The organism is Xenorhabdus yunnanensis, from assembly GCF_028598805.1.
GTDB classification, from domain to species: Bacteria; Pseudomonadota; Gammaproteobacteria; order Enterobacterales; family Enterobacteriaceae; genus Xenorhabdus; species Xenorhabdus yunnanensis.
The window spans coordinates 1-24627 of record NZ_JAQRFI010000055.1 but is presented as its reverse complement, the minus strand read 5'-3'; the positions used below and the strand labels follow the sequence as shown (position 1 = coordinate 24627).

The 24627-nt window shown below is 43.2% G+C and carries 38 protein-coding genes and 3 pseudogenes; 34 read left to right on the top strand and 7 right to left on the bottom strand.

Features of this window, described 5'->3' with window-relative positions:
- Positions 1 to 63: 63 nt before the first annotated feature.
- The 3 genes from PSI23_RS17615 to PSI23_RS17605 all read left to right on the top strand — a co-directional run bounded on the left by PSI23_RS17615 (position 64) and on the right by PSI23_RS17605 (position 1213).
- Positions 64 to 477: a DUF4054 domain-containing protein gene (locus PSI23_RS17615; protein ID WP_273556296.1), complete on the top strand. Its 414-nt coding sequence runs from the start codon at positions 64 to 66 to the stop codon at positions 475 to 477.
- Between the two features lie 3 nt (positions 478 to 480).
- A complete protein-coding gene (locus PSI23_RS17610) occupies positions 481 to 945 on the top strand; it encodes an HK97-gp10 family putative phage morphogenesis protein (protein ID WP_273556295.1) in 465 nt (154 codons plus the stop codon).
- Between the two features lie 61 nt (positions 946 to 1006).
- Positions 1007 to 1213, top strand: coding sequence for a hypothetical protein (locus PSI23_RS17605; protein WP_273556294.1), 207 nt, complete (start codon positions 1007 to 1009; stop codon positions 1211 to 1213).
- On the opposite strand, the gene PSI23_RS17600 is transcribed toward PSI23_RS17605, so the two are convergent.
- The gene (locus PSI23_RS17600) at positions 1210 to 1494 is read right to left on the bottom strand and encodes a DUF2622 domain-containing protein (RefSeq protein ID WP_273556293.1); all 285 of its coding nucleotides are present in this window, start codon (positions 1492 to 1494) and stop codon (positions 1210 to 1212) included. The two genes, PSI23_RS17605 and PSI23_RS17600, sit on opposite strands and share 4 nt — an antisense overlap.
- Before the next feature lie 228 nt (positions 1495 to 1722).
- The gene (locus PSI23_RS17595) at positions 1723 to 1902 is read right to left on the bottom strand and encodes a hypothetical protein (RefSeq protein ID WP_273556292.1); all 180 of its coding nucleotides are present in this window, start codon (positions 1900 to 1902) and stop codon (positions 1723 to 1725) included.
- A gap of 61 nt (positions 1903 to 1963) precedes the next feature.
- Between PSI23_RS17595 and PSI23_RS17590 the strand changes: the two genes are divergently transcribed.
- From PSI23_RS17590 to PSI23_RS17540, 11 genes are all read left to right on the top strand, one after another.
- On the top strand, positions 1964 to 2329 hold the full coding sequence (locus tag PSI23_RS17590; protein ID WP_273556291.1) for a phage collar protein: 366 nt from the start codon (positions 1964 to 1966) through the stop codon (positions 2327 to 2329).
- The gene (locus PSI23_RS17585) at positions 2314 to 2862 is read left to right on the top strand and encodes a phage neck terminator protein (protein ID WP_273556290.1); all 549 of its coding nucleotides are present in this window, start codon (positions 2314 to 2316) and stop codon (positions 2860 to 2862) included. The genes PSI23_RS17590 and PSI23_RS17585 overlap by 16 nt, the downstream gene beginning before the upstream one ends.
- The gene (locus PSI23_RS17580) at positions 2846 to 4324 is read left to right on the top strand and encodes a DUF3383 domain-containing protein (protein WP_273556289.1); all 1479 of its coding nucleotides are present in this window, start codon (positions 2846 to 2848) and stop codon (positions 4322 to 4324) included. The genes PSI23_RS17585 and PSI23_RS17580 overlap by 17 nt, the downstream gene beginning before the upstream one ends.
- Positions 4324 to 4761: a phage tail fiber protein gene (locus tag PSI23_RS17575; protein WP_069315432.1), complete on the top strand. Its 438-nt coding sequence runs from the start codon at positions 4324 to 4326 to the stop codon at positions 4759 to 4761. The genes PSI23_RS17580 and PSI23_RS17575 overlap by 1 nt, the downstream gene beginning before the upstream one ends.
- On the top strand, positions 4761 to 5165 hold the full coding sequence (locus PSI23_RS17570; protein ID WP_069315433.1) for a hypothetical protein: 405 nt from the start codon (positions 4761 to 4763) through the stop codon (positions 5163 to 5165). The genes PSI23_RS17575 and PSI23_RS17570 overlap by 1 nt, the downstream gene beginning before the upstream one ends.
- A gap of 41 nt (positions 5166 to 5206) precedes the next feature.
- Entirely contained in the window at positions 5207 to 5374 is a 168-nt protein-coding gene (locus tag PSI23_RS17565) for a transcription elongation factor GreA (RefSeq protein WP_273556297.1), read from the top strand.
- Entirely contained in the window at positions 5374 to 7527 is a 2154-nt protein-coding gene (locus PSI23_RS17560) for a lytic transglycosylase domain-containing protein (RefSeq protein WP_273556288.1), read from the top strand. Before PSI23_RS17565 ends, PSI23_RS17560 begins: the two co-directional genes overlap by 1 nt.
- Positions 7527 to 8342, top strand: a complete 816-nt coding sequence (locus tag PSI23_RS17555; RefSeq protein WP_273556287.1) for a phage baseplate protein — start codon at positions 7527 to 7529, stop codon at positions 8340 to 8342. Before PSI23_RS17560 ends, PSI23_RS17555 begins: the two co-directional genes overlap by 1 nt.
- A complete protein-coding gene (locus PSI23_RS17550; RefSeq protein ID WP_273556286.1) occupies positions 8339 to 8650 on the top strand; it encodes a phage baseplate plug family protein in 312 nt (103 codons plus the stop codon). The genes PSI23_RS17555 and PSI23_RS17550 overlap by 4 nt, the downstream gene beginning before the upstream one ends.
- Positions 8640 to 9494 carry a baseplate hub protein gene (locus PSI23_RS17545; RefSeq protein WP_273556285.1) on the top strand — a complete coding sequence of 285 codons (855 nt, stop codon included), beginning with the start codon at positions 8640 to 8642 and terminating at the stop codon, positions 9492 to 9494. The genes PSI23_RS17550 and PSI23_RS17545 overlap by 11 nt, the downstream gene beginning before the upstream one ends.
- 125 nt (positions 9495 to 9619) lie before the next feature.
- Positions 9620 to 10369 carry a hypothetical protein gene (locus tag PSI23_RS17540; protein ID WP_273556284.1) on the top strand — a complete coding sequence of 250 codons (750 nt, stop codon included), beginning with the start codon at positions 9620 to 9622 and terminating at the stop codon, positions 10367 to 10369.
- Positions 10370 to 10400: 31 nt separating this feature from the next.
- Here PSI23_RS17540 and PSI23_RS17535 read toward each other — a convergent pair whose 3' ends face one another.
- Together PSI23_RS17535 and PSI23_RS17530 are read right to left on the bottom strand one after the other, a co-directional pair.
- A complete protein-coding gene (locus tag PSI23_RS17535; RefSeq protein WP_273556283.1) occupies positions 10401 to 10634 on the bottom strand; it encodes an Arc family DNA-binding protein in 234 nt (77 codons plus the stop codon).
- 7 nt (positions 10635 to 10641) lie between these two features.
- The gene (locus PSI23_RS17530; RefSeq protein ID WP_273556282.1) at positions 10642 to 10890 is read right to left on the bottom strand and encodes an Arc family DNA-binding protein; all 249 of its coding nucleotides are present in this window, start codon (positions 10888 to 10890) and stop codon (positions 10642 to 10644) included.
- Positions 10891 to 11001: 111 nt separating this feature from the next.
- Between PSI23_RS17530 and PSI23_RS17525 the strand changes: the two genes are divergently transcribed.
- From PSI23_RS17525 to PSI23_RS17510, 4 genes and pseudogenes are all read left to right on the top strand, one after another.
- Entirely contained in the window at positions 11002 to 11166 is a 165-nt protein-coding gene (locus PSI23_RS17525) for an Arc family DNA-binding protein (protein ID WP_273556281.1), read from the top strand.
- A gap of 63 nt (positions 11167 to 11229) precedes the next feature.
- A pseudogene (locus PSI23_RS17520) lies at positions 11230 to 11625 on the top strand (BRO-N domain-containing protein); the annotation flags it as partial.
- A gap of 635 nt (positions 11626 to 12260) precedes the next feature.
- A complete protein-coding gene (locus PSI23_RS17515) occupies positions 12261 to 12950 on the top strand; it encodes a Gp138 family membrane-puncturing spike protein (RefSeq protein WP_273556280.1) in 690 nt (229 codons plus the stop codon).
- A 5-nt stretch (positions 12951 to 12955) separates the two neighbouring features.
- A complete protein-coding gene (locus PSI23_RS17510; RefSeq protein WP_273556279.1) occupies positions 12956 to 13708 on the top strand; it encodes a hypothetical protein in 753 nt (250 codons plus the stop codon).
- Between the two features lie 495 nt (positions 13709 to 14203).
- Here the strand turns inward: PSI23_RS17510 and PSI23_RS23250 are convergent.
- Both PSI23_RS23250 and PSI23_RS17500 read right to left on the bottom strand, forming a co-directional pair.
- Positions 14204 to 14563: pseudogene (locus PSI23_RS23250) on the bottom strand (BRO-N domain-containing protein); the annotation flags it as partial.
- 71 nt (positions 14564 to 14634) lie between these two features.
- The gene (locus tag PSI23_RS17500; RefSeq protein WP_273556277.1) at positions 14635 to 14793 is read right to left on the bottom strand and encodes an Arc family DNA-binding protein; all 159 of its coding nucleotides are present in this window, start codon (positions 14791 to 14793) and stop codon (positions 14635 to 14637) included.
- A 111-nt stretch (positions 14794 to 14904) separates the two neighbouring features.
- Here PSI23_RS17500 and PSI23_RS17495 point away from each other — a divergent pair, with 111 nt between their 5' ends.
- The 3 genes from PSI23_RS17495 to nadS all read left to right on the top strand — a co-directional run bounded on the left by PSI23_RS17495 (position 14905) and on the right by nadS (position 15939).
- On the top strand, positions 14905 to 15150 hold the full coding sequence (locus PSI23_RS17495; RefSeq protein ID WP_273556276.1) for an Arc family DNA-binding protein: 246 nt from the start codon (positions 14905 to 14907) through the stop codon (positions 15148 to 15150).
- 184 nt (positions 15151 to 15334) lie between these two features.
- Positions 15335 to 15646 carry a type II toxin-antitoxin system RelE/ParE family toxin gene (locus tag PSI23_RS17490; RefSeq protein ID WP_038247947.1) on the top strand — a complete coding sequence of 104 codons (312 nt, stop codon included), beginning with the start codon at positions 15335 to 15337 and terminating at the stop codon, positions 15644 to 15646.
- Between the two features lie 2 nt (positions 15647 to 15648).
- The gene (gene nadS, locus PSI23_RS17485) at positions 15649 to 15939 is read left to right on the top strand and encodes a NadS family protein (protein WP_038243532.1); all 291 of its coding nucleotides are present in this window, start codon (positions 15649 to 15651) and stop codon (positions 15937 to 15939) included.
- A 14-nt stretch (positions 15940 to 15953) separates the two neighbouring features.
- Here nadS and PSI23_RS17480 read toward each other — a convergent pair whose 3' ends face one another.
- Entirely contained in the window at positions 15954 to 16361 is a 408-nt protein-coding gene (locus PSI23_RS17480; protein ID WP_273556275.1) for an Arc family DNA-binding protein, read from the bottom strand.
- Positions 16362 to 16493: 132 nt separating this feature from the next.
- On the opposite strand from PSI23_RS17480, the gene PSI23_RS23245 reads away from it, so the two are divergent.
- The 13 genes and pseudogenes from PSI23_RS23245 to PSI23_RS17420 form a co-directional block, all read left to right on the top strand.
- Positions 16494 to 16667, top strand: a complete 174-nt coding sequence (locus PSI23_RS23245; RefSeq protein ID WP_373567349.1) for an Arc family DNA-binding protein — start codon at positions 16494 to 16496, stop codon at positions 16665 to 16667.
- Positions 16668 to 16699: 32 nt separating this feature from the next.
- Complete coding sequence (locus PSI23_RS17475) at positions 16700 to 16918, top strand: ClpX C4-type zinc finger protein (protein WP_273556274.1); 219 nt, start codon at positions 16700 to 16702, stop codon at positions 16916 to 16918.
- A 96-nt stretch (positions 16919 to 17014) separates the two neighbouring features.
- Complete coding sequence (locus PSI23_RS22985) at positions 17015 to 17797, top strand: KilA-N domain-containing protein (RefSeq protein ID WP_273556273.1); 783 nt, start codon at positions 17015 to 17017, stop codon at positions 17795 to 17797.
- Between the two features lie 239 nt (positions 17798 to 18036).
- Positions 18037 to 18408 (top strand): annotated as a pseudogene (locus PSI23_RS17465) (phage antirepressor N-terminal domain-containing protein); the annotation flags it as partial.
- A 254-nt stretch (positions 18409 to 18662) separates the two neighbouring features.
- Positions 18663 to 18809, top strand: a complete 147-nt coding sequence (locus tag PSI23_RS17460) for a hypothetical protein (RefSeq protein WP_273556272.1) — start codon at positions 18663 to 18665, stop codon at positions 18807 to 18809.
- Between the two features lie 331 nt (positions 18810 to 19140).
- Positions 19141 to 19704, top strand: coding sequence for a hypothetical protein (locus tag PSI23_RS17455; RefSeq protein ID WP_273556271.1), 564 nt, complete (start codon positions 19141 to 19143; stop codon positions 19702 to 19704).
- Positions 19705 to 19707: 3 nt separating this feature from the next.
- On the top strand, positions 19708 to 20145 hold the full coding sequence (locus tag PSI23_RS17450) for a type II toxin-antitoxin system YafO family toxin (protein WP_273556270.1): 438 nt from the start codon (positions 19708 to 19710) through the stop codon (positions 20143 to 20145).
- 327 nt (positions 20146 to 20472) lie between these two features.
- Positions 20473 to 20970, top strand: coding sequence for a hypothetical protein (locus PSI23_RS17445; RefSeq protein WP_273556269.1), 498 nt, complete (start codon positions 20473 to 20475; stop codon positions 20968 to 20970).
- Entirely contained in the window at positions 20970 to 21302 is a 333-nt protein-coding gene (gene imm45 / locus PSI23_RS17440; protein ID WP_273556268.1) for an Imm45 family immunity protein, read from the top strand. The genes PSI23_RS17445 and imm45 overlap by 1 nt, the downstream gene beginning before the upstream one ends.
- Positions 21303 to 21422: 120 nt before the next feature.
- Positions 21423 to 21779, top strand: a complete 357-nt coding sequence (locus tag PSI23_RS17435; RefSeq protein WP_273556267.1) for a contractile injection system sheath initiator — start codon at positions 21423 to 21425, stop codon at positions 21777 to 21779.
- Positions 21776 to 23017, top strand: a complete 1242-nt coding sequence (locus PSI23_RS17430) for a baseplate J/gp47 family protein (RefSeq protein ID WP_273556266.1) — start codon at positions 21776 to 21778, stop codon at positions 23015 to 23017. Before PSI23_RS17435 ends, PSI23_RS17430 begins: the two co-directional genes overlap by 4 nt.
- A gap of 1 nt (position 23018) precedes the next feature.
- The gene (locus tag PSI23_RS17425) at positions 23019 to 23615 is read left to right on the top strand and encodes a DUF2612 domain-containing protein (protein WP_273556265.1); all 597 of its coding nucleotides are present in this window, start codon (positions 23019 to 23021) and stop codon (positions 23613 to 23615) included.
- Positions 23612 to 24627, top strand: a 1016-nt coding sequence (locus PSI23_RS17420; protein ID WP_273556264.1) for a phage tail protein, incomplete at its 3' end; no start/stop codon positions are given. The genes PSI23_RS17425 and PSI23_RS17420, both read left to right, overlap by 4 nt.

Sequence of the window (24627 nt, the reverse complement as noted above, 5' to 3'; positions counted from 1 at the left end):
TCATGGACGTGAGCCAGTAGATACCAGCAAAACTACAACAGAGCCAGCGAAGGAGACTGCCTGATGGCTATCGTCACATTTGACAGTGGCGAGTTCCTGAAATTGTACCCCTGGTTTGCTGGCATCCTGACTGAAGGGCAATTACAACAGGCATTTGATGTGGCCTGTTTGCTGCTCGATAACTCTGATAACTCTGTTATCCCCTATGAACCCAACGGGACGCAGGAACGCAAAACCTTGTTGCACCTGCTAACCTGTCATATCGCCACAGTGACGCTATGGGGAAACAATAATCAGGCAGGGCCAATGTCCAATGCATCGGAGGGTTCAGTCAGTGTCTCGTTTGCTGTACCGGATGTCGCTAATGCCTCATGGTTTAAAACGACACAATGCGGACAAATGTATTGGCAGGCAACCCGTAAATATGTTGTGGGTGGACGCTATTCGGCGGTGAAACACTACCATCCGTGGGGGTGAGTTATGGCAACTAATGACAAGCTGAAAGCGGCGTTATCCCGTATCAGAGGCAATCTGAATGTACAGATGAATATTGGTATTCTCTCTGGTTCGACGAACGAAGATACCGGGGAGCCGATTGCACCGTATGCCGCCGCTAATGAATTCGGCACACGAAATATTCCGGCTCGTCCTTTTATGAGAAGCACGATTGCTAATAAATCTGATGAGTGGAAACGGCTGATTGGCGATCAGCTCAGAGGGCAATTACAAGATGAAAGTGGTGTAGAAGCGGCATTCAATACATTAGGCATGATTATGGCATTAGATATTCGCGACAGCATTGAGAAATCTTTACCGCCACCAAATAATCCTGCAACAGTGGCCGCGAAAACCCGCAAGGGGCGAGCGTCACCTAATCAAACGCTGGTGGATTCAGGCAGTATGCAGCGGGCGATTGATTATGAAGTTATTAAAAACGGGGAATAACTTAAAGAGACGCCCCTTTTTAAACCCGACACCGAATTAAAATAAATTAACTGAGGTCATTATGAAATTTGAAGAGTTAACAGATGCATCACGACAGGCAGCACTGGAAGTATTAGCAGATTTACTGAGAATAAAGTACCAACAGACACTTGATTTACCGGACAGCACAGTGAGATTTTTAGGCCACCGGGTAAGAGAAGCGTTTGTGGCCTTGGAAAGCGAAGAGCCTAGTGTAGTGAGCGATTCAGACTGCGCAGGCACTGATTAGATCTTTTTCAGCCCTTTCCATGTTCTACCTTTAGACTCAGTCACTAATACTGATGGATCCTTTTTTACTGATTTGGCTATCCCGTATGCCAAGTCTAAAACATCACTGCGATTTTTTGTATTGGAACGGTAATTATACTCTGCTGAGGGTAAGTAATAACTCGTGCCACTATCGGCTGTAATTGTTTTCGTAAAGCCTTTAGCTTTCATTTTCTCATAAAGAATATCGTAATCATCTGAATCGGCCTTATGTAGTTCAATACGAACAGTAAAGTCTGCCATTTTTCTCATTCCTCATTTTGATTGTGGACCAACCAAACTATCAGCTTTACTTGATTGCGGTAAGTGAGGAACCACCTCGCCTGATGTGGTGAAAAGCAGGCAATTAATCCCGGTTAAGGCTGTAGTGAGCTGGTGGGATTACTGATATATTCATGGATTCGACAATGGGATTCATGAGGGAACATGTATGGAAGAAATGGTGAAATCAATAATTTCGCTTTTTGATATTTATACTTTTCTATTTAGTTTATTTTGGTGCGCTACTATTCCTATAGGGATAGTTCTTGCAGTTCTGGCGTGTGTATTTAAAACAAAATTTAGCAGAGTATTTTTTTCAATATCAGCCATATTCTTTTTATTTCCACCAATATTTATGCTTTTGTCGATAGTGCTATCTAAATAAGTCATTAAATTACTAAACACCAGCCTCGCAAGTGCGAGGTTTTTTTGTACCAGAAAGAGGTGAGAAATGAATCTTCATGGTATCGCATCCGCAGCCATTGGTGCGATAAACCCCTTTATCTCCGCTCAGATTTATCGATCAATAGGCTCAGTAAAGAACGATGATTACTCCCGCACTCCCGGTTATGCCGATCCCATTACCATGATGGTGCAGAAACAGGCAGTTACCCAATCGGATATCCGGCATCTGGATAACCTGAATATTCAGGGGGTGATGGCATCTATCTATACCGATGGTAACTGGTGCGGTATCAATCGACCCAAGCAGCAAGGTGGAGATAAATTCGTTATCAATGGTGAAACTTGGTTGGTGGTCTCTGTACCTGAAAACTGGCCGGACTGGACGAGGGTTGTCGTATGTCTGCAAACGTAACCATCTCAGTAACAGAACGTGATTTATATAAGGCCCTTGGGGATTTTCTCCGTGCGCTTTTTCCTGATGTGGAGATAGAGCGGTCACAGCAAAACAATAATCCAATGCCACTGGGTGATTTTATTGTCATGACCCCTTTATTTTCCAGTGGGCTGTCAACCAGTGTAGTGAACTATACCAGACCTGGATCAGCCGGAACGGGACAGCAACATATTTCACGCACCACCGAATGGCGCTGTCAATTGGATTTCTACGGTGATTCAGCAGAGAGCAATGCGTTGCTGGTGGCGACAGTTATCCGTTCCGAGTTCGCCTGTGAGCAATTTCAAGGGTTGGGCGGCGCTATTACTCCATTGCATACCAGTGACCCGCGACAACTGAGCATCATCAATGGTGAGCAGCAATGGGAAAACCGCTGGACATTGGATTTTGTCGCCCAGATAAGCCCGATCGTCACCGCACCTCAGACATTTTTCGACAGCGTATCAACGCATACCATTCCGACGGAGTCTATAAATGGCAATTCCAATTAGTAAAGACGTAAAAATTAATCCCGGCGTGCTGGCGGCGGTCGGAAATGCGGTAGACCTAAACGGTCTATTGCTGACAGACAATGACTATGCACCGATTGGTACGGTACTGTCATTCTCATCTGCCGCTGATGTTGCCGCATATTTTGGCGGGACATCGGATGAATACCGCATGGCTCAAACCTATTTTCAGGGATTCAATAACTGCACAAAAACACCCGCAGAGTTGTTGCTTTCCCGTTACAACCGTACATCCAGTGCCGCGTGGTTGCGTAGCGGATCATTGGCAGAGATATCGGTAGATGAACTGAAAACCATTTCCGGCAATCTGACGCTGACTATCAACGGCAAAAAAACGGATGCGGTTATCAATCTGGATGGCTCAACCAGTTTTGCCGAGGCTGCGGCCAAGATAAAAACCGCGATTGGAGAGAGTGCGAACGTGGTCTTTGATACCACACATAAGGCATTCATTATCACAGTTACTGCGGGTAAGCCGGAAGCCTCATCCATCACATTTGGCAGCGGAACTGCGGCGGAGGTGCTGAAAATGACCGAAGCAGCAGGTGCGAGAGTGTCACAGGGTGCCAATGTTCCCTCAACCGCTGATTTGTTCAGTGCAATCACCAGTCAGTCACAGCGCTGGGCGGGATTCTCGACCGCGTTTGAATGTACGCCAGAGCAAAGCGTACTGTTTGCCGAATGGTGCAGCGCTCAGGAAAAACGCTATTTCTATGTGGCATGGACAACTGAGGGAATAGCAAAAGTTAAAGGGAATACCAAGACCATTGCGAGCCAAATTATCCAGAACAGTTATGGCGGCATTGTTCCGGTCTACTGTCTGGATGGTAAGAAAGCGGCGGCGGTATTAGGCTATGCGGCGGCACTGGATTTTGTCCGCAGAGAGGGACGTGTACCGTTTAAATTCCGTGAGTTTGACGGACTGAGTGCCGATGTTACCGATGCCATCACCTACGATGCGCTGATATCGAATGGATATAACTTCTACGGCCAGTATGCGGCCAACAATATTGTCGAAAACTATTGGGCTGACGGCACTATCACCGGTGATTTCAAGTGGCTGGACAGTTTCGCGGGGCAAATTTGGCTCAATGCCAACCTGCAAGGAGCGGTGATTGCGCTGTTTAAATCCAACAAGACTATTCCCTACAACAATGCCGGGCGTGCGCTGGTGGCAACGTCAATGACGGATGTTATCCAGCAGTTCAAGGCGTGGGGCGGTATTCGTGAGGGCGTCAATCTGAGCGCGGCACAGAAGCAGGAGATCATTAACGCAGTCGGTGAAGATGTTTCGTCCACTGTATTTGCCACTGGCTACTACCTGCATATCGGGGACATGCTGCCCTCAATCCGTGTGGAACGCACCAGCCCTAGCTGTTCATTGTGGTATTGCGATGGCGGCAGTATTCAGAAATTGACATTGGCATCAACGGAGGTTCAATAATGGCGAATTCTATCACGGCGGCTGACGCCATCATCACACTGTCAGTCACCAACCTTTACCCGTCAGGTGTACAGCTACAGGGCTTTGCGGCTGACAATATTTATGGCACCGAGGCGTTAGAGCTGGCCGAGACCGTGCGTGGAGCAGACGGCAAGCTGTCAGCGGGTTTTATCTACGGCAACATCGCCCAGACATTCTATATCATGCCGGACTCCGACAGCCGCGATATATTCGATACATGGGCGACCACCTCAAGGGCCAGTGCTGCTGTATTTCGTTGTAATGCTACGGTCATTCTGCCCTCGTTGAAACGCAAGTATTCCTGCGTGAATGGCGTACTGAAACAGTGGAAAGCCTTGCCGGATGCAGGACGCGTGTTACAGGCGAGTCAGGCAGTTATCGAGTGGGAATCCATCACAGCGGAGGCATTTAACTAATGGCACGGAAAGAAACATTTATCACTATCGACACGGATAACCGGGACAAGGGTAAGGTGTTCTTCATTCAGGAAATGGCCGCGTCCCAAGCTGAGTGGTGGGCGATGCGGGCATTGATGGCAATGGGGAAAGGTGGTGTAGAAATTCCCGACAATCTACGCCAGATGGGAATGGCAGCAATGGCCGTGGAAGGATTGAAAGCTATCTCCCACATCCCGCCGGATGATGCAAAACCGCTGCTGGATGAGCTAATGAGTTGCATTCAGGCGGTTCCTAACCCTGCCAACAAGGAAGTTCGTAGGGCGCTGGTGGAAAATGACATTGATGAGATATCGACCCGTCTGAAACTGCGTGGAGAGGTATTCAAATTACATGTGGATTTTTTCGATACCGCCAGCCGTTAGACATTCCGCCCCGCTACACCAACCCTGACAGGCCGTTCGGTCTGATTGAATACACCAACGTCCCCAAAACTGTTGCCGCTGTCATTGCCGCCGGTAAAGCAAGTCTTGCTGAACTGGATACCGTCTATGGCGTGGAAGATATGTGGACGATGCTCGAAATCATTCAGGTGGACAATCACAACGCCCGTGTTATGCAAGGGGATAATTAATGGCAAACGTTATTGATGAACTGGTCATCACACTGGGACTGGATTCAAAGGATTTTAGCGCTGGCGAGCAGGCTGTCACTGCGGCAATGGACAAACTGACTCAGGTCATGGAGAAAGTTGTCGCAGCTTATGAGGATGGCGAGAAGAAGACGGGTGAATCACTGGAAGAAACAGGCAAGAACGCCGATAAGACTGCGAAAGGGATGGAGGCCGCAGGGAAAAAAGCGGCTTCTTTCTTTTCCAGTATTCGCGGTCAGATTTTGGCATTGGCAGGGGTCACTCTGTCATTGAGTAGTCTTAAAAACATGCTCACCAGTCTGACAGGGAAATTGACGGGATTAGCCACAGCCTCCAAAGCGTTCGGGATGTCAGCTAAAAGTCTTGATGGATGGATGCGAGCAGGTGAAGGCGCAGGGGTTCAGGGCGAGGAAATCGTCGGGATGTTTGCCCGTATTAACGACGCTCAGAGACGACTGCGTGAAGGTTATGGGCTAGATCCCGCTTTGCAATCATTAATACAGGTTGCTGGCCGAACAGGTATCGAGTTGGATTTTAAATCGGATACCCCTGAAAGCATTGCCCGAAAACTAGCCGATGTATTCCCTAAACTAAGCGAAGACCAGAAACAGGCATTTGGTGGTTCACTGGATATGGGTTATGCCATGCAACAGTGGTTTGGTTCTGGTAAGGCACTGAAAGATGTTGACGAATTCACGGTCAACTCTGGCGTTAATGATAATGCGATTGCGATAGCTCAACGTTGGCAAAAACAGTGGGCTAAGACAAACCAGTCATTTGAGAAGATCCAAATTCAACTGATGGAAGCATTAGCGCCTCATATCGATAAGTTTAATCAATGGCTGGAGGACTTGGCGGCATGGATGGCGAGTAATCCTGATGCCATCGAAAAGGCAGTTAATGGCTTTTTATCCACTATTCAGGAAATTATCACGGTTGCTAATGAAGCGGCTGGTGCCGTGGGGGGGTGGAAAACTGTCATCCTTGCTCTGATTGGATTGAAGTTCGCTGGGTGGCTAATGGGAATTTACAAAGCCGCCGCTGGGATGTTGGGCGCTGGTGGTTTGGGTGGAGGCGCAGGAAAGGGCAAGCTTGGCGGATTGATAGGAAAAGCCGGGATATACGGTGCTATTGGATATGCAATGTATGATCCGGTGGAGTCAGTCGCGACTTCGATTGTTGGAGAAGAGACAAAAAATACACTTGATTCGTATGGATTGTATCTGGCGAGCGATTGGACCTCGTTTTTTAGTAAAAAGGAATATGAGGCATATCAGGCAAAACTTGATGGTAAATCGGCACCTACCGAAAATGGTACCAATAAATCAATAGACGAAGCGCAACTCCGGGAAGAAGAAAAACGCGAGAACGACCGCGTTCTGAGGGCAGAGGCTGAACTCCAGCAGAAGATGGAATACAGCAATAACTGGCTGAAAACCACTCTGGATAAGCTTACAGACTCCATTGAAAAGCTCATTAAGGCTTTACCCAGAGAGCTACTTCCTCAGCAATCTTTTGCACCGGCTATTTCCCTACCCGCAGATGGAAAAATACCGCGTGGTATCCGAAACAATAACCCCGGCAACCTGAATTTTGCAAAGCAACGAGGTGCTGTGAAAGAAGGTGGAGAGAATGGACGCTTTGCTGTGTTCTCCACCATGCAAGAGGGTATTGCCGCGCTATACCGACAACTACAACTCTACTTTGGCCGTGGCATTAATACGATTTCGTCCATCGTTAAAAAGTACGCGCCAGCCGCGGACGGGAACAAAGTCGATGCCTATATTACCGCCCTGAGCCGTAAGCTGGGAATTGATGCCAACCAGAAAATTGATACCGCAAACGTTCAGCAAATTATCGATTTGATGGAGGGCATTATCCGGCACGAGAACGGGGCTAGTTATATCAACCGGAACGACATTATTCAGTCATTACCGCAGCCCAGTGCATTGATGGCTGCGCAATCTCGTAAGTCCGTCACTACTAGTCATTCTACGGTGACTGACAGTATTCACATTGGCACGTTGCAGGTGAATTCTGATGCTAATACGGTTAAGGAAATTTCTAATGATGCTCGTCAGCAAATAGGACGCTCTGCATTATCAGCAGATTACTCAACGGGAGTGACCGCATAATGTTTTCACTGAATCAAACAACGATAATGAATGCTGCTCGTGGTGGCGGAATACTGTCAATTATCAACAGCGTTCTGTCTCCGGGCTATGGCATTTACTATGCATCTGGTAGTAATAAGGGCGGGAAGCCATTTTCGCCTACCTCATTTATTTCTGTAGAGACGGGCAAGGAAGCGACTATTGCTACCGCTCCACTGGAAAAAGGCGGTTATAGTTCGTACAACAAGGTGCAAAGACCAGGAGAGGTTCGGGTGACATTCACTATAGAGGGGTGGACGGGTTTTTCAGGAGCCATACCCAACTTGACCAACCTATCTCTAACGTCACGTGCTGATGTTCTGGAAACACTGGATAAGATGATCGCCAGTGCTGAAACCTATGACATTGAAACTCCCGATACAACCTATACCAGCTACGACCTAACCAAGTATGACTACCGGATCAGGAGTGAAAGCGGCGTCACGCTACTGATTGTTAATGCGGTATTTCAGGCTGTTATGGATGTGGCTGAGGTGAAAGTGAGTGGCGGTAAGAGTAAAGGGGAGCAGCAGAATAACAAAATCTGCAAGTCTCCCAGCATGGACACCGAGAGCAATAATAGTGGCACTAAGCCACCGACGTTATCTGATGTGAAAAGTGCGCTAACAGGACTGAAAAAATCATTGTCGAGTGCAGCCACCAAAGTAGCAGACAAGGTCACGTCGGAATTCACTAAAGCGACTTCTTCTGTCGCCGGCTCTTTAAACAATGCAGTCATTAGTTCAGTAGACCAGATGAGCAAAGGGGTAACAGACTTGGCGAAGAATTTAACATGATTGAAATCACATTGACCCCTGCTAAATCACAGCGGATAACCGTGACCCTGAACCAGCAACCTTGCACTATTCGCCTGAACCAGCGCAGTACAGGACTGTATATGGATTTGACGGTCGATGGTAGGCCGATATTGCAGGGGGTTATCTGCCTCAACTGCAACAAAATAATCCGATATCCCTATCTGCAATTTAAAGGTGAACTGTTTTTCGCCGATTTGGAAGGTAGCGACAATCCTGAATGGCAAGGTCTTGGCACTCGTTTCCGACTTTATTATCTATTCCCAGAGGAAGTGAAAAATGACTTATAAGCAGCGAAAGATTAAGGTTGAATTTAAACTGGTTGACGGAAAAACATTTGATGACAGCGAAAATAACATCCTAACCTTCGAAAATATGCGCGCCTACGTCAACATTGGTGCGTATGGCGGCATGTCGGGAACTCAGATGACACTGCAAATTTGGGGGCTGTCCATGCAGCAGATGGCCGCATTGAGCTACAGAGGGTTTTGGATTGATGAGGCTAAGTTTAATCGGATGTGTGTATGGGCTGATGATCAAATGATTTTTGAGGGATTTATCAGTGATGCTTATGCCGATTATAACCAGTTACCTGATGTTCCATTAACAATTACTGCATCTATGTCGTTTGGGTTAAGACTGAAAGAAGTTGAGCCATTTTCTGCGGAAGGTAATGTGGATATCGTCGATATTATTACTGCGATGGCTAGGAAAGCTGATCTCAAAGTTGAAAATCATGGAGTAAAAGGTGTTTTTATGCCTAACCCTCATTTTACTGGGAATGTTGTTCATCAAATTCAGCAAGCGGCTAGTGCATTAAATATAGAAACAGATTTTACGGTCGATAGAGTGATTATTTGGCGCTCAGGAAAACAGAGGGAAGAGCCATTGTTGTTTACATCTCCAAAAAATGGGTTGGTTGGATATCCTATATTCACAAAAGAAGGCTTGATGGCTACTACGATTTTCTGTAACGACCTATTCCTAGGCAGAAGAATACAGATTGAAACAGATTTACCTAATGCCAGTGGAGTCTATGAAGTAACAAAAGCAGAACATCATTTGACATCATGGGTTGAGGGTGGTCAATGGCACACTTCATTTAGCGGAATTCCAGTTAAATTAGAAAGCTAATAAGATTTTGCAATGCCTCCTCTTTCCTTTTCTTTTGCCCTCACACCAATTTTTCTAACTAATTTTGCATTGTTTTGCATCACCTTGCTGCTATTATGAACAGAGGGTAATAGTGAGGAATTGTGATGAAAAAATTGACCGTTCTGCTGGTGGGGGCTGCTTTATTGGCTGGGTGTGCTGATCCAGTGAGTCGGAAACTTTTTGATGAACGGGATAACGCCAAAACTGATGCACAAAAATACCAGTATTTGATGAATGTTTCGGCAGGAAAAACTTTCAAGTTAAATAACGGCGGGATAGGTAATGTCAATGATGCTAAATTGGAATATCTCAAAACGGTTGGAAAGAATCTTGAGCCGGATAACATAAAAGAAGACCTGATAAAAAAATGCTTTGTTCCTGCTGATTCCTTAATGCAAAACGCCATCTGCGCATACAGTTTTTATGTAGATGAAGAAACGGCCGAAAACAGGAAAAGAGAGGATCAGGAAGAAGCGAGACGGGAGGAAGAAAAACATAAAATGGAAGTTAAAAATGCTAAAAATTCAGCACAAAAAATATTCAGATCAGGGTTGCAACTAACAAACGCGAATATTGATAAATATTGCGCAGCTTCCGCACGAGTTGCAGCATCGGTTTATGCTAAGGCAGCTAAATCGGGGAGGCTTTATGATGTTGGATTTGACAAAATTATGCTCGGTATTTCAGATGATATGTATTCATCGTTAACGAGGAAAGCTGGCGCTGATACCAGAATGATTATGATACTACGTTATAACCCTGAGCAGCAGCTTATGTTTCATGATATGTATGAACTGAAATGTAAGGCATATCCCAAAGAATATATGTTTAACTACAACAAAATATTTCATTGAAATATTCGATTTGAACAGCCCCTTATGGGGCTTATTTTTTAATAAGTTTATCCAGTTGAGCCTCTACTCTGGCTAACCTTTGGGCTAGAGCTGGCAGCTCGTTTTCTGGAACTGCATGATTCATATTGACCCAATATTCAATAGCAGCAACCATTTCTGCATTTGCTGAACGCCCATTAATATCAGCCAAATCATTCACTTTTTCTTTTAATTCAGCAGGTAATCTAAGGTTAACCTGTGGATTTTTGTATGGCCTACTGGACACGGATACCTCATTCTTTCTTATTTTCGTACATCCGTTTTACTGTTTCCATAAACAACTCTTTGAACTTATCGGATTCGAGCTGAGCGAGTTCATCAATATTTTTGGGTTGTGATTCCCCATCTACAGCAGATTGTAAGATCATGACCATTTCTGAGTTAAGGGAACGTCCATTTTTCTTGGCTCTCTCTGTTAGTTTTTCCTTTAACTCGTCAGGCATTCTTATGCTGTATGGACTTATATCTCTAACTCTTTTCATTGAACTTAGCCATTAATCACATTGATATCAAATTGTATTCACTTTTTTCTTGACACGATATATTCATAGTTATATCTTTGTGATATCAAAAAGAATCACGGAGATCGAGAGATGAAAGAAAATAAGGCGATGTATACATTAAGGATGTCGGAAAATTTAAAGGAGTTAGTACAAAAGGTTGCAAAGCAAGAAGGTCGTTCTTTTAATTCTGAAATTATCCAACGAGTTATTAGAAGCTTGAAAGAAGATGGATTAATTGATGCTCAAATACAGTGAAGCCCCAACTATTACGAGTAGTCAGGGCTTCTAATTTACTCACCCAAACCAAAGGAAGTAAACATGGCTAGTATAGCAATTAATGAAACACATAACACCAATCAGTTAACTTTCCGTAGTACGGTTTTTAATCCAGTGTCTCATGCTAATGATATTTGGCTCACGGCCCCTGAGTTAGCTAAGGCATTACAGTATAAGAAAACAGATGCAATAACACAGATTTACGAGCGCAATTCTGATGAATTCACACCTGCTATGACAATGACCCTCAAATTGAGTGTCAATGGAATAAACAATAGTTTACGTAAAAAATTGGTTAGAGTTTTCTCACTTAGAGGCGCTCACTTAGTCGCTATGTTTTCTAAGACAGATGTAGCCAAAGAGTTCCGAAAATGGGTGTTAGATATTCTTGATCGAGAAGTTGAGAGAGAGTCAGTGGTTACAAAACCCAAAACTCGCCGCTCAACAGCGAGTCAGTTAACACCACTACGCCAGACTGCCGAACGTTTAATCACGACTGGCCTTGGTAGGATTTACCCTGATATCTGGAAGCTGGTTCATGAGCATTTCGAAGTTAAGCATATTACCCAGCTTGAACCATCACAAATAATGGAAGCAATCGAGTTTTTAAATGTGCTGGAGGGTGAATATCTTGGTAAAGAAGAGTTACCATCACCTCAACCTGTAAAAATAGACTTATCACTTGAGCTAGATAATATTGGAGTCATTTACAGGCAACTCAAAAAAATGGCTGATATCTGGCAAGAATCGATATCGCCAGCTCTAAGATTAGTAGACTCACCAATTGCCTCACAGTTTCATACGTACTTATGGGATGCTTCTGGAGCTGCTTACTTGACAAAATCCGCACTTGAGAAGAAGGCTAAGCGACTGAACTAGCCCCCAAGTCACGGATGGCTTTAAGCCAATGAGACCCTCAATTTGAGTGTCTCGGATAAATCAAAGGGTTGCTGAAATAATGTGCTTACAACAGGGTCGCTTATGCGGCCTTTTTTTATTGGATCTGACAATGGACTTATTCAGCGGTTTCAACACCACAAGCGACTTATGATAACTCAGTACGAGGATAAAAAATGAAATCAACAACTCGACCAACAGATTTGAATGGTAATACAAATATTCAAGACTTTGTGATGAGGCAGTTCTTGGGGCGTCACCACTTTATCACTCTGGCTCAGGTGGTCAATGCCAAAGGGGATAAAGTTGATGTAAAGCCTATGGTCTATGCTATTACAGGCGATGGTAGACCAGTAGATAAGGGTATTATTTACGACATTCCTGTTTGGAGATTACAGCGTGGCAATAGCGCAATCATTATGAATCCTGTTCCGGGCGATATTGGGTTAATTGCGGTGTGTGATCAGGATATAAGCACAGTAAAGGTAACTAAAAAATCTGCTATGCCCGGCACTGGGCGAACACATAACTATTCAGACGCCATCTATCTTGGTGGTGTGCTGAATTCCCAACCAACCCAATATGTTGAGTTCAATGATAGTCAAATAAATATCGTTTCGCCAAATAAGATTACCGTCAATGCACCTCAAGTCGAAGTAACGGCAAACACCTCCTATACTGTAAATGCCCCCGTTATTACATTGAACGGTGCTGTAACTCAGGGCGGTGGTAGTCATGGCGGTGATGCTAAATTCGGTGGCTCCATTGATGCCAAGGGTGAGGTCACAGGTAATGGGGTTAAACTTTCGTCACATGTGCATGGTGGTGTAGAATCAGGTGGTTCAAAAACCAACAAGCCGGAGTAGAGGTAATGGAAAGAAAACTATTGGCTGCAATCTCCACAGTATTGTTCCTATCTGGATGCGCTATCTCTGAGGAAAACTCAGCATTAGAAAAAGAGCGAAGTAGCGCAACGACTGACGAACAGCGATTCGATTATCTCACTCATGCTGCCAAGGCAGAAAAAAATATTTTTTTACATGGACGTGAAATTAAGCAGTTTTCAGAAAGAAAAGATGATTACTTACGTGAAATAAAGGAAGCTTCTGAGCCGGACTCGTTCAAGAAAAGCTTGGTCTTTAAGTGTTTTAGTCTCGAAAATACCATCAAAGTTAACGCTGAATGCGCATATGAATTTTACCAGACCGAAACAGTTTCTGCGGCTGAGGCAAGGAAAAAAGCAGATGATGATAGGTGGAAGAAAAAAATTGAATCACTAAGTAAAGATAATTCGTATGTAGATATGAAGAAGCTAAGGAATCTTTGCGAGATTCAAGTGAAGTTCATGTTTTTTTCCACTATAGCCTCAACTGGGCGCAATATGATGCTGAACTCAAAAACAGGGAAAGGTTATGAATATGTCCGGCTTGGGGAAGAGTTACTTCTGACAGACAAAGAAATTGGATCTGTTGTTCAGTACTATAAAGTTAATCCAATAGCCGCCAGAATAATTTACTCGAATAATGATTATGAAGGTAGAACAAGGCAAGTTATCTCTTGCATGGATTCGGGAGGGTCGGATTTGATCACTTATCATAGGCTGATAGATAGCGGTAAATTGTAGCCACTGTATTGAGATTTAGCCATCCGTGGCTTGGGGTTAGCGCAACTATTTCGCTGAGATTCTGGTTGACACTCTTTGTTTTAGGTCTCTTAGCAAGGAGAGAGAATCTTTAAGCATGGCATTTATTGAACCGGATAAAGGAACATCCATCTGAATAAGGTTTACGAAGATATTCTTTCTCCATAGTTCATAACCGGAATTAAACATTGATACCGCTTTTTCAAGTCGAACTATTTCGTCGTGAATTAATCTACTGGGTTCAACATCTTTCGGAATGTATTCACCTTCCAGTGCCATCTTGTGAACATACTCGATAGCCTGTGGTAATTGATCGGCGGTTAGCTCATCTATATGCTCTACATTGAATCTCTGGTGAACGAGCGAATATGCTTCTGGATATAAAATACCTTTCTTGCTCACCAACAGATTAACAGCGTTCTTTAGTGGGTTCCGTTGTTGGACTGTGGTTTTGATAGTTCCTGAGTTATCTTTCTCAACTTCCCGATCAAGAATATCCAGCACCCATTTACGGAACTCTTTGGCTACATCTGTCTTTGAGAACATAGCGACTAAGTGAGCGCCTCTGAGGGAGAAAACTCTAACCAATTTTTTACGTAAGCTATTGTTTATTCCATTGACACTCAATTTGAGGGTCAATGTCATAGCAGGTGTGAATTCATCGGAATTGCGTTCGTAAATCTGTGTTACTGCGTCTGTTTTCTTGTATTGTAACGCTTTGGCTAACTCAGGAGCCGTAAGCCAAATATCATTAGCATGAGACACTGTATTAAACACAGTGCTACGGAAAGTTAACTGATTGGTGTTATGAGTTTCACTAATTGCTATACTTGTCATGTCGGTTACCTCGATAAGTTTCTGACAAATTAGAAGCCCTGACTATTTGCCGTAGTTGGGGCTTCACCGTTTTAGACATTTATTAAACCATCTTCACGTAAGGTTCTTTTTAGCCTCTGGACTAACTCTGAATTAAGTGATCTTCCTTCTTTTTTTGCTATATCCTTCAGCATTTGCTTTAACTCTGGTTCTATCCTTAACCCAAGAGGCGGTATTGTTCTGATTTTCATACTCTTATCCGTGTAGTTAATGTGTAGCTATAAAGCTATCAGTATAAAAGTATTTCGTCAATGATTTTTTAGCTACACTGTGATGCTAAATATTATAGATGGGTAGCTGATATGAAAGGGATGAGAAGCATTACTCCTATTGGAGTTAGAATACCTGATGATTTAAAAGAGAAAGTTCAGGAAAGGGCTGCTAAAAATGGTCGTTCTATGAACTCTGAAATAATCATGATCCTACAATCTGCTGTAGACGAGGAATTACATCCCAGAAACATAGATGAACTTGCTCAGTTAGAATCTGATAAGTTCAAAGAGTTATTTATGGAAACCGTCAAAAAAATGTATGAAGAAAAAAAGTGATGGTCTTTGTTGAATATGTTGTGTGTGGTAGCGGCGGGTTTATGAGTCTAATGAATCTCAGTGTACCTGCGGGGAAATAGCCCGTAGGGGCTTTTACTATCCAAACTCTCCAGTCATACGCCATTGACTTATAAAATAAGAGTGCTATTATCATTCCATACATACACCAATGGCGTACTGAAACATGATATTCATTGAGACCTCTATATTCACCGAAGACTGTAAAGAGCTGTTAAGTGATGATGAATATCGCGAGTTTCAGCAATATCTTGCAGACAATCCCGCTGCGGGTGATGTTATCCAGCACACTGGGGGCTTACGTAAAGTTAGATGGGCATCCAGAGGTAAAGGTAAACGTGGCGGTGTACGCGTCATTTATTATCACAAGGTCGATGTCTCACATATAAGACTGCTGCTGATTTATAAAAAAGGCATTAAAGATGACCTTAGCGAGTCAGAAAAGAAAGTCTTAAGAGCATTAAATGAGGGATGGTAACAATGGATAGCAAATTATTTTCCAGACTCACTGAAAGCATGACACAGATGAACGAAATCATGAATGGTGAACGTGCTGCTTCTCGTGAAACAACTATTGAGGCAGTGAAGGTAAAAAACATTCGTCAGACAACCGGCTTAAGCCAAGCGGGATTTGCTAAATTAATCTCTGTTAACGTTGGAACCCTTCGTAATTGGGAACAAGGAAGACGAGAACCAACAGGGCCAGCAAAAGCATTGTTAAAGGCGATAGAGAAAGATCCGCTTCATGTCTTAAAGGCGTTATCTATGTAGCTTACGAAGCCCCATCACGGGGCTTTTTTGTTGTAATGAGGAGGTAACGCATCAATCAACTTTTCAATAGCTTTTTCAATAACTTGAGATTGCTGACTGATTTTCATAAACCTATCAGTTTCTGATAGATTTAGTGACCCGTATAGCTCTGCTATTTCTTTTTTTAGTTTGTTTATTTCTTCATCTTTCTCGTCTACAGATTTGGCTTTCCTCATTAGCTCTGCAATGTAGTCATATATATCACCTTTGATATCACCTTTATTTTTATTGGTTGATGAAATAAGTGATTCTATCTGCTGATACCTTTCTAGCCTGAAAAGAATTTCTTGCTGCAAGCTTCTCACTGAGGATTGTGCTTTATCTTCTAGGTTGCTCCTCATTTCAGGTGGCATCCTTAGCGGGTACGGCGCTATGCGTGACATGATATTGACTCCTTATGATTCACACTAAAGAGTGTAAATACCAAACACTAACTTGACAAGGGAATCCATAGGATCCATAGGATCCATACTTGTTTGTAGAAGGTTAATTTAAAGGATAAAAAAGGAATCATTATGAGTCATAAGCAACGAATACCCCCATATCCCTTAAGAATGCCACCTGAATTAAGGGAGTGGTATGAAGAAGAATCCAACGAGAGCGGGCGCTCTCTAAATGCTGAAATTGTGAAAATTTTGAAGGACAGAATGAATAGAGTGATAGGGCAAAGAAAGAATGCAGCACAATAGCAACGCAGTATCACAAGCATTAGGAGAATAAAATGTCATTGGAAATAAAGAAAATAAAAACAACAACTATTAATTGTAATTTTTGCGGTGAAAGTAATACGGGAACTCTCTCATTCATTGCAGGGTTGTATGGAAATATATGTTCGTCATGCGTTCGTATCTGCGTGGATATTCTTGTTTCAAAAGCTGACGAATCCCCAAAATGCGCAGATAGAAATATGGATAAGGAAAATGCAACACAGACTCAATAAAAGTGAAACCTCGAAGGGTGCAACCAACGAGGCTTCTAAATTGTCAGTAACGCTCGAAGAAACCAACATGTCAACCCTAACAAAGAGAGTGACAAAGTGAATATAGCAAATAATAACCTACCTGTCATTGCAGGCGTAGAAATCACTACCGACTCAGAAGGCCGTTTTAACCTGAATGCCTTGCATAAGGCGAGTGGTACAGGCGCAAGCAAATCACCGGGGCAATGGCTCAGAACAAAGCAAGCAAGTGATTTAGTGCTAGAACTTGAAGTTAAGTTATTGAAAGACAATCAGTATGTGAATATGCATAGTGGTCAAAAATCAATCATCACTATTTTGGGTGGCACGAATCCCGGCACATTTGCTCATGAGCTTCTCGCTGTTTCATATGCAGGATGGATAAGCCCATCATTCCAATTACAGGTCAACCAGACTTTCATTGATTACCGCACTGGAAAGTTATCGCCAGCAGCACCAGAGAAAAGTAAGTCAGGCTTACCTGAATACCGCCGCGCCAGAACACTGAAAATGTCAGTTGATGCTGTCAGTAGTTTGTTTGCTCTGATGCCAAATTTGAGCAATGAAGCAAAACAATGTGCAGCGGCCAATATTGTTAACCCTATCGTCGGTTTTGAAGCAGTCCCTCTTCCTGTGCTGGAAGAAAAGTATTATACGGCTGGTGAAGTAGGAAAAATGCTGGATGTATCAGCAAACAAAATCGGACGTGTTGCCAATGAGCACAATCTCAAAAATAAACAACACGGCAAGTTCTTTCTGGACAAATCGGCTCATTCAGACAAGCAAGTCGAAGCTTTCCGTTACAACGAGAACGGTATTAAGGCGCTTAGACACCTGATTCACGGAGTTGAAGTAGCTTAAGGATTTGAAGGCCAAGGATGGCTGTAAGCTAGTTAAACTATCACACCATATAACTAATGCAACCGATTAACTCGCTATAAATTTGATTTACGAGGCGCTTCCCAAATTCAGCATAGAAATCTTTACAGAAAGTTACAATCACGTAATAAATAGTATCGCTTTAAAACGGTGAAGCCCCAACTACGGCAAATAGTCAGGGCTTCTTATACAACATCTACAACTCTTGCAGGAATATAGACATGTTAAGTATACCAGTTAATGAAGTTTGTAAAACTATTAACGTCCCATTTCATGGCTCAGATCTATATGTCGTTAATTATAACGGCGAGCCGTATGTGCCGATGAAGCCAATTGTTGAAGGTATGGGGCTAGCTTGGCAATCGCAGTTAGAGAAGTTAAAAACTCGCTTCTCAAAAGGTATCACGGAAATCGTTATACCCACAAAAGGCGGTTCTCAATCAATGACTTGTCTCGCTCTCCGTAAACTTGCTGGCTGGTTAGCCACTATCAGCCCCAATAAAGTTAAAGCGTCGATTCGTGAGAAAGTTATTCGATATCAGGACGAATGCGACGACGTTCTTTATGAGTACTGGACTACGGGTGAGGTTAAAAAGAAAGAGCTAAAACCTCAGCCACCAAATTTCAGATATGTCGTCAAGTTGGAAGTCTATGATAAGCACCTAAACAAGACAGAAGTTTTCAAAGGTGGGACAGAGACACCGAAAGGTATTCTTGACGGAGTGGCACGACTATATGGATATCACATTGATAGCATGATCTCGCTACCAATGAACATATTTTAACCCCAAGCCACGGATGGCTTTAATGGGTTAACTTGTAAAAAGCACAATCTAGGAACAGAGAAATGAGCAAAACAAACTTGATAGCTTCCACCGATGAGGCGTGGGAGAGCGGTGAGCTTGGTCGCAGTGAAGCTCACATTAAAGTATCTGACGACATCACGGAGGATCTGATTAACGAGGCGCTGGACTTGTCGCATAAAGACGATTAATGAAATATTAATGAGTTATCAAACCTGCTTCGGCAGGTCTTCTTTTAGTAGCGATACGTCGGTTAGGTTCTGGAACTAGGCCACGGATGGCTGAAAATTGATTTTCATCACATGTGTGATATTTAATACAAAGTGATAGCAATGTGACCCCATCTTTCTAAAGTATGTGTTTAACTTGCTCCCATCTTCCTCAATCGTGCTTATATAAGCCGTTAATTATCGTTTCTCATGTGGTTGTAAGATTAAAAAATGTATCATATAGTGATACATAGTGACACTCTATGACTGTTTGTGACTCACTATGATCAACTATTTGATAAGGTAAAACGTCATGAATCTATCACTACTAAAAAGTTGTTTAGCAGGAGTTTTATTTGGAGGCGCGTTAACAGTCCCTTCATTTGCTGCTGAGCCAGTGGATTCAGGGGACGAACGCAGTATGTTTAACTTTAATGTAGGTAAGACTATCTGTAGTCTGGATGAGTTAAAAACTCAATATCAAGAAAGAAGAAAAACTATTGATTTATTAGCTAATGAAATCAGTGATTATTATCTAAATCTTCTGAGCCTTGATGAAAGCCAAGTCCGTGGAACTATGATTCAAAACGACTTGGAAATGAATAAAGCCTGTGAAACCACAATAAGAGGGTTTGAGCAGGGGCTTAAAGCCATGTTAAAGCAAGACCGACCTGATGAAGAAAAACAAGAAATGCGGCTCTATCTTAAATCCGTGGCAAAAGCTAGGTTTGAGATAGTGCGGTTGAATGACTTTTCTCGTCAGTTGTTTGCTTTTCCTGCTATTTATAAAAGTGACATAAATAAAGCTGCACTATCAGAACTAGCTGCTTATACAACTAAAAAGATTGAGTCTGAAAATTATTCATTTACCGGGTGATAAATGGAGCAAGTGGACGTATCAATAAACAAATACACAAGGAAAGATTTTTTTGATGACGTCTTCCTTAAGCATCCAGATCTTGAGCAAGCTATATTGCAAGACTTTAAGCATTATAAAGAGACTGGAGAAGTTCCCGATTATTTTGGCCGTGATGTCGCTTATACTCAACCAGAAGCTGCATATAAATCATGTCTGATGCATATTCATCTTTGTTTTCCGCCTGACTCATTCCTCAAGAACAGAGTTCAGTATTATAGAACTTGTAAATCAGGTGACACTAAAAACGATGCTTGCTTGGTTTACGTTCAAGGGCTTTTGGAAGAATACAAATATTCCTTATTAGCAATAATGCACCCTGATGCCCACGGCAAAGCCAGGAATCCTAAGATAATGGGTTATTTAGCAAGAATAGCTCAAGATTTCAGAGACAATAATTAACCCGCCCTGAGCGGGTTTTTTAATACCCAAATCCTAGCCGCCTCGTGCGGTTTTTTATTAGCAGCAAACCTTGAATTTACAATTCCACTAGTTATTAGATGGTTGTGTAGAGGCAACAAATTTTTCTCACAAGAGTAGTTTGAACTCTTGCTCTTACGTTTATTTCACTGAGCTATAACACCTACTTTCCCTCATTATCAAGGTAGTCAAAAAAAATAGTATAAGATTTAGTGTGATGGTTAATTTTTACACATCGTATAATTTTTGTTTATGTAAAGTGGTGTATCTTGAGGGAGATGTTAATTAGCAAAAGTGAGATCATACGATATGAAGAGAGTATTAATTGTAATTTTAACTATTTCTAGCGTTCTGTTTGGAGCGTTGTCTTATGCTGGTTCACTGACTATCTCAAACGGTTATGCTGGAAGTCAGGTACAAGATATCGCGGATTTTGAGCCAGCCAGTTTTATTAGTCTGGTGGAACTTAAGGATCACGATAAATTACCAAATGATCAAACAGTTAGTGAGTTTGAAAAAAGCTTAGTTCAATTATGCGCAGATGAAAGAGTTGTTGTAGTAAAAAAAATGGCAGAAAAAGTAGCAAAACAGCATCATTGGACAAGAGCTAAAAATATTGAAAAATTAAATAGAGGAAGAATAATATATCAGGATAAAAAGTATTATTATTCTATTGACACACAACATGGACGATTTGAGAAAATTGGCAAGAAACTGGGGAACCATTTAGGTGAGATAGATATGGGATTGCGTTTTATCGAAGGTAGCATTGATAATAAGGGCGGTCACAATTTAAGGGTAAAATAATGGTAAAGCTTATTGATTATGAACAAGACGGCATAGGTAGAGGCTGTGTTTTTAGATTCCCTGCCGTTTGGCCATATGAAGAATTTGTAGACCTTTTAGTGATTAATTTCCCTAATCCTGATAAAGATACCATGCATGCGCTGGTTATCTCTACTGGACACAAAGCCGGGTCGTTGTTAGTTGAATTACCCAAAGAAAGTGAACTTACAAATTCGGTAGGTTTAAAAAAGGAATGGATAATATCGAATTGGGCTGAGTGGATTTATCCAGAATGTGATGTGAATGATGTATATATTATACGGCGTTATTCACCTCCTACCATTACTAACTAATCCAGTTAACATTTATCCAAGGCTGCGCTCTGCGTGGCCTTTTTCATATCTGCCGCCTAGTGCGGTTTTTTTATTGCAACAACCTCACTTCGGTGGGGTTTTCTTTTATTGGAGGACTGAGTGCAAACCTGTTCATTACGTCTCAATCCTGATGACTGGGACATTATGTTAGACGCAGCGGGCGATCTGGCTGTCACCCAAAATCCCTATGCAGTTGCCCAAGATGTCGCGTGTGCGTGCAGTACGTTCTTGGGTGAGTGCTGGTATGACACAACGCTAGGTATTCCTTATTACCAACGTATTTTTGGACATTGGCCCGGTACGCAGCTTATCAATGCCAAGATGGAACAAGAGGCTCTCAAATTGCCTTATGTTCAGTCTGCATCATGTACCGCGGTCAGTGATGCAAATCGGAGTATTAATGGCGTGATGGTGATAACAGACAGTAATTTTAACCAAATGACGGTGAATCTATGACGAAAACAGTAAATTTATCAACCAGCGTCCCGTCAGTGACATTCACTAAAACGGGGCTGCTGGTACCGGATGAAATTGACATATTGAACGGGCGGCTCAGTGATTTGTCTACGGCAATGGGCGGGCAGATGAGCACCAGTCTGACATCACCACAGGGACAGATTGCGGTGAGTGACTCGGCCATTATTGCAGATAAAAACGATCAGCTACTGGCTATCGTGAATCAGATAAACCCGGATTATGCCTCAGGGCGTTTTCAGGATGCGATTGGGCGAATTTATTTTCTGGACAGGATTCCGGCGTCAGGCACGACGGTGACAGCAAGATGCACAGGCATGGTCGGGACGGTAATTCCGGCGGGGAGTATTGCGCGTGATAAAACCGGCTATCTGTATCATTCGTTGAACAGTGCAACCATCCCTGCCACAGGTTCTGTTGATATTGTTTTTCAGAATACCACTGCAGGTCCAATACCGTGCCAGATTGGGGATCTGGATACAATATACAGTTCTGTATCCGGTTGGTCTGGAATTCTTAATGAGGCCGCTGGTGTGCCAGGGGCAAATGAGGAAAGCCGGGCTAATTTTGAATATCGTCGCCGACAATCTGTTGCCCGCAATTCCAGAAATACGTTAGGGGCTATTCGTGCCGCAGTACTGGAAGTTGCTGGCTTAGTTGATGCGTATGTTATTTCTAATAATAGTGGCTTTACAAAAAATACTGGGACATCCAGCTACCCATTATTACCACATTCAATTTATGTAGGAGTCTATGGAGGGAAAGCGGATGACATCGCTAATGCAATTTGGAACAGTGGTCCTCCGGGTATTGATATGTGTGGTAATACAGAGCTCACGATAGTCGATAAGGATGGGTATGGGCAGCCATATCCTGAATATGTCATCCAATGGGAAACGGTCAAGCCAATCGGCGTCTCTGTGCGGATTAATTTGCGGAAAAATGAATTTCTGTCATCGAATATCAATGAATTAGTCGTGAACGCAGTCCAAGACGCATTTAATGGCATTGATGGCGGAACACGGGCACGCATAGGAACAACATTATATGCCGGACGCTATTATTCCGGCGTCTATAATATTGACCAGGCAAATATTGATATTGTCAGCATTACCCTGAGCAGGGATGCCGCTCGTTATGATGCTGCGGTGAGTTTTGGCATTGATGAGATACCCACGTTGGATAGTTCCAATATCATGATTAATATGATGGAGGTCTAATGTGAAAAATGTGGCCGAGACCATACTCGCCCAATACGCCGCCAGCCCTAAATTGAATTCCATCATTAATAGCTTCAATTCCGCAGTATCCCCCGACGAATTTATCGATAATTTTTATGACCTGATTTGGAATATCGAAACCGCAGAAACCTATGGGTTAGATGTGTGGGGAAAGATTGTGGGTGTTAATCGCCTGTTAACTGTTCGGGATGATTTTCAATATCTGGGGTTCAGTGAGGCTCGTCATTCGGTGCCAGAACGCTCCGACCCGCGCCCATTTAATCAGGCACCGTTTTATGGTGGCGGAACATCAACAAAAACAGTCGAGCTGACTGACGCAATGTATCGAAAACTCATCATGATGAAAGCAATGTCGAATATCACCGATTGCACCGTTCCGAATATTAATCGCATGTTGATTTATATGTTCGGAGAGAGCGGGCAGGCGTATGTGAAAAATGATGGTGGCTTGAGAATGAGCTACGTATTTGAGTTTGAGCTATCTACAGCCGAATTGGGGATAGTTCAATCATCCGATGCGCTGCCATATCCCGCAGGGGTGAGTGTTTCAATTATTCAAAAGGTACAACAACAATGAAGTTAAATGATAAACCACGACAAATTTTAGTCCCATTTGCTAGTGCCGGTGATAAAAACTTGATCCCAGACACGGCAACAGAAAAAACTAAATCTGGCGGTAATGCCGCCTATGACAGTGGATTCCCGCCCTCAACAATGGCGCCGATTTCTGCGGGTGGGATACCGCCACATGGCAAAGACTTTAACGGGTTACTGAACGATATCACGGCAGCGCTGCGTTATTTGCAATCAGGTGGGTTATACACATTCAATGCAGAGTTCTGTCAGGCTATTCGAGGGTATAGCATTGGGGCTGTAGTCCTCAGTGCAGGCGGCAAACGGATTTGGTGGAATACTGTAGATGGGAATATGACAGACCCAGACAGTAATACCTCTATGGGCTGGAAAAATGCACTCGCTGATCCTGATGGGTTGTTTTTGCAGAAATCCAACAACCTAGCAGATGTGACCAATAAGGCAACAGCGAGGAACAATTTAGGATTAGGGACTATTTCGACACTGGATAAACTCCCCCGCGCCTCACTCACCCAACCCGGCCTCGTCCAGCTCAGCAATGCCACGGATAGTAACAGTGAAATAGAGGCGGCAACCCCTCGAGCGGTGAGAGAAGCATATGAATTAGCGAAAGACGCATATAGTAGCGCGTACCACCGATTGTCCCGAAATGAGAACGGGGCAGACATTGAGGACAAATCGGCGTTTTTGAAAAACCTGGGGTTAGGGGTCACGATAGAAAAAGCGCGTCGCGCCGTGCCTGATAGCCGGCGAATTAATGGGAAATGGCTGTCAAGTGACATTGCATTAGATGCCAGTGATGTTGATGCCGTTTCGGCATCAAAGGGCGGTACATATCAGGGTGATGTTAGGTTTTCTAAAGGCGTGTTTATTGGTGAACAACGTGATTTGGTGTTGTCGTCATTGAGAACAGCCAAATCGCGGGTGAATTTATCGTTATGGGGGGTAAATAGTCGTCCCACTGTTCTGGAATGTCAGGATGATACCGGCTCGAT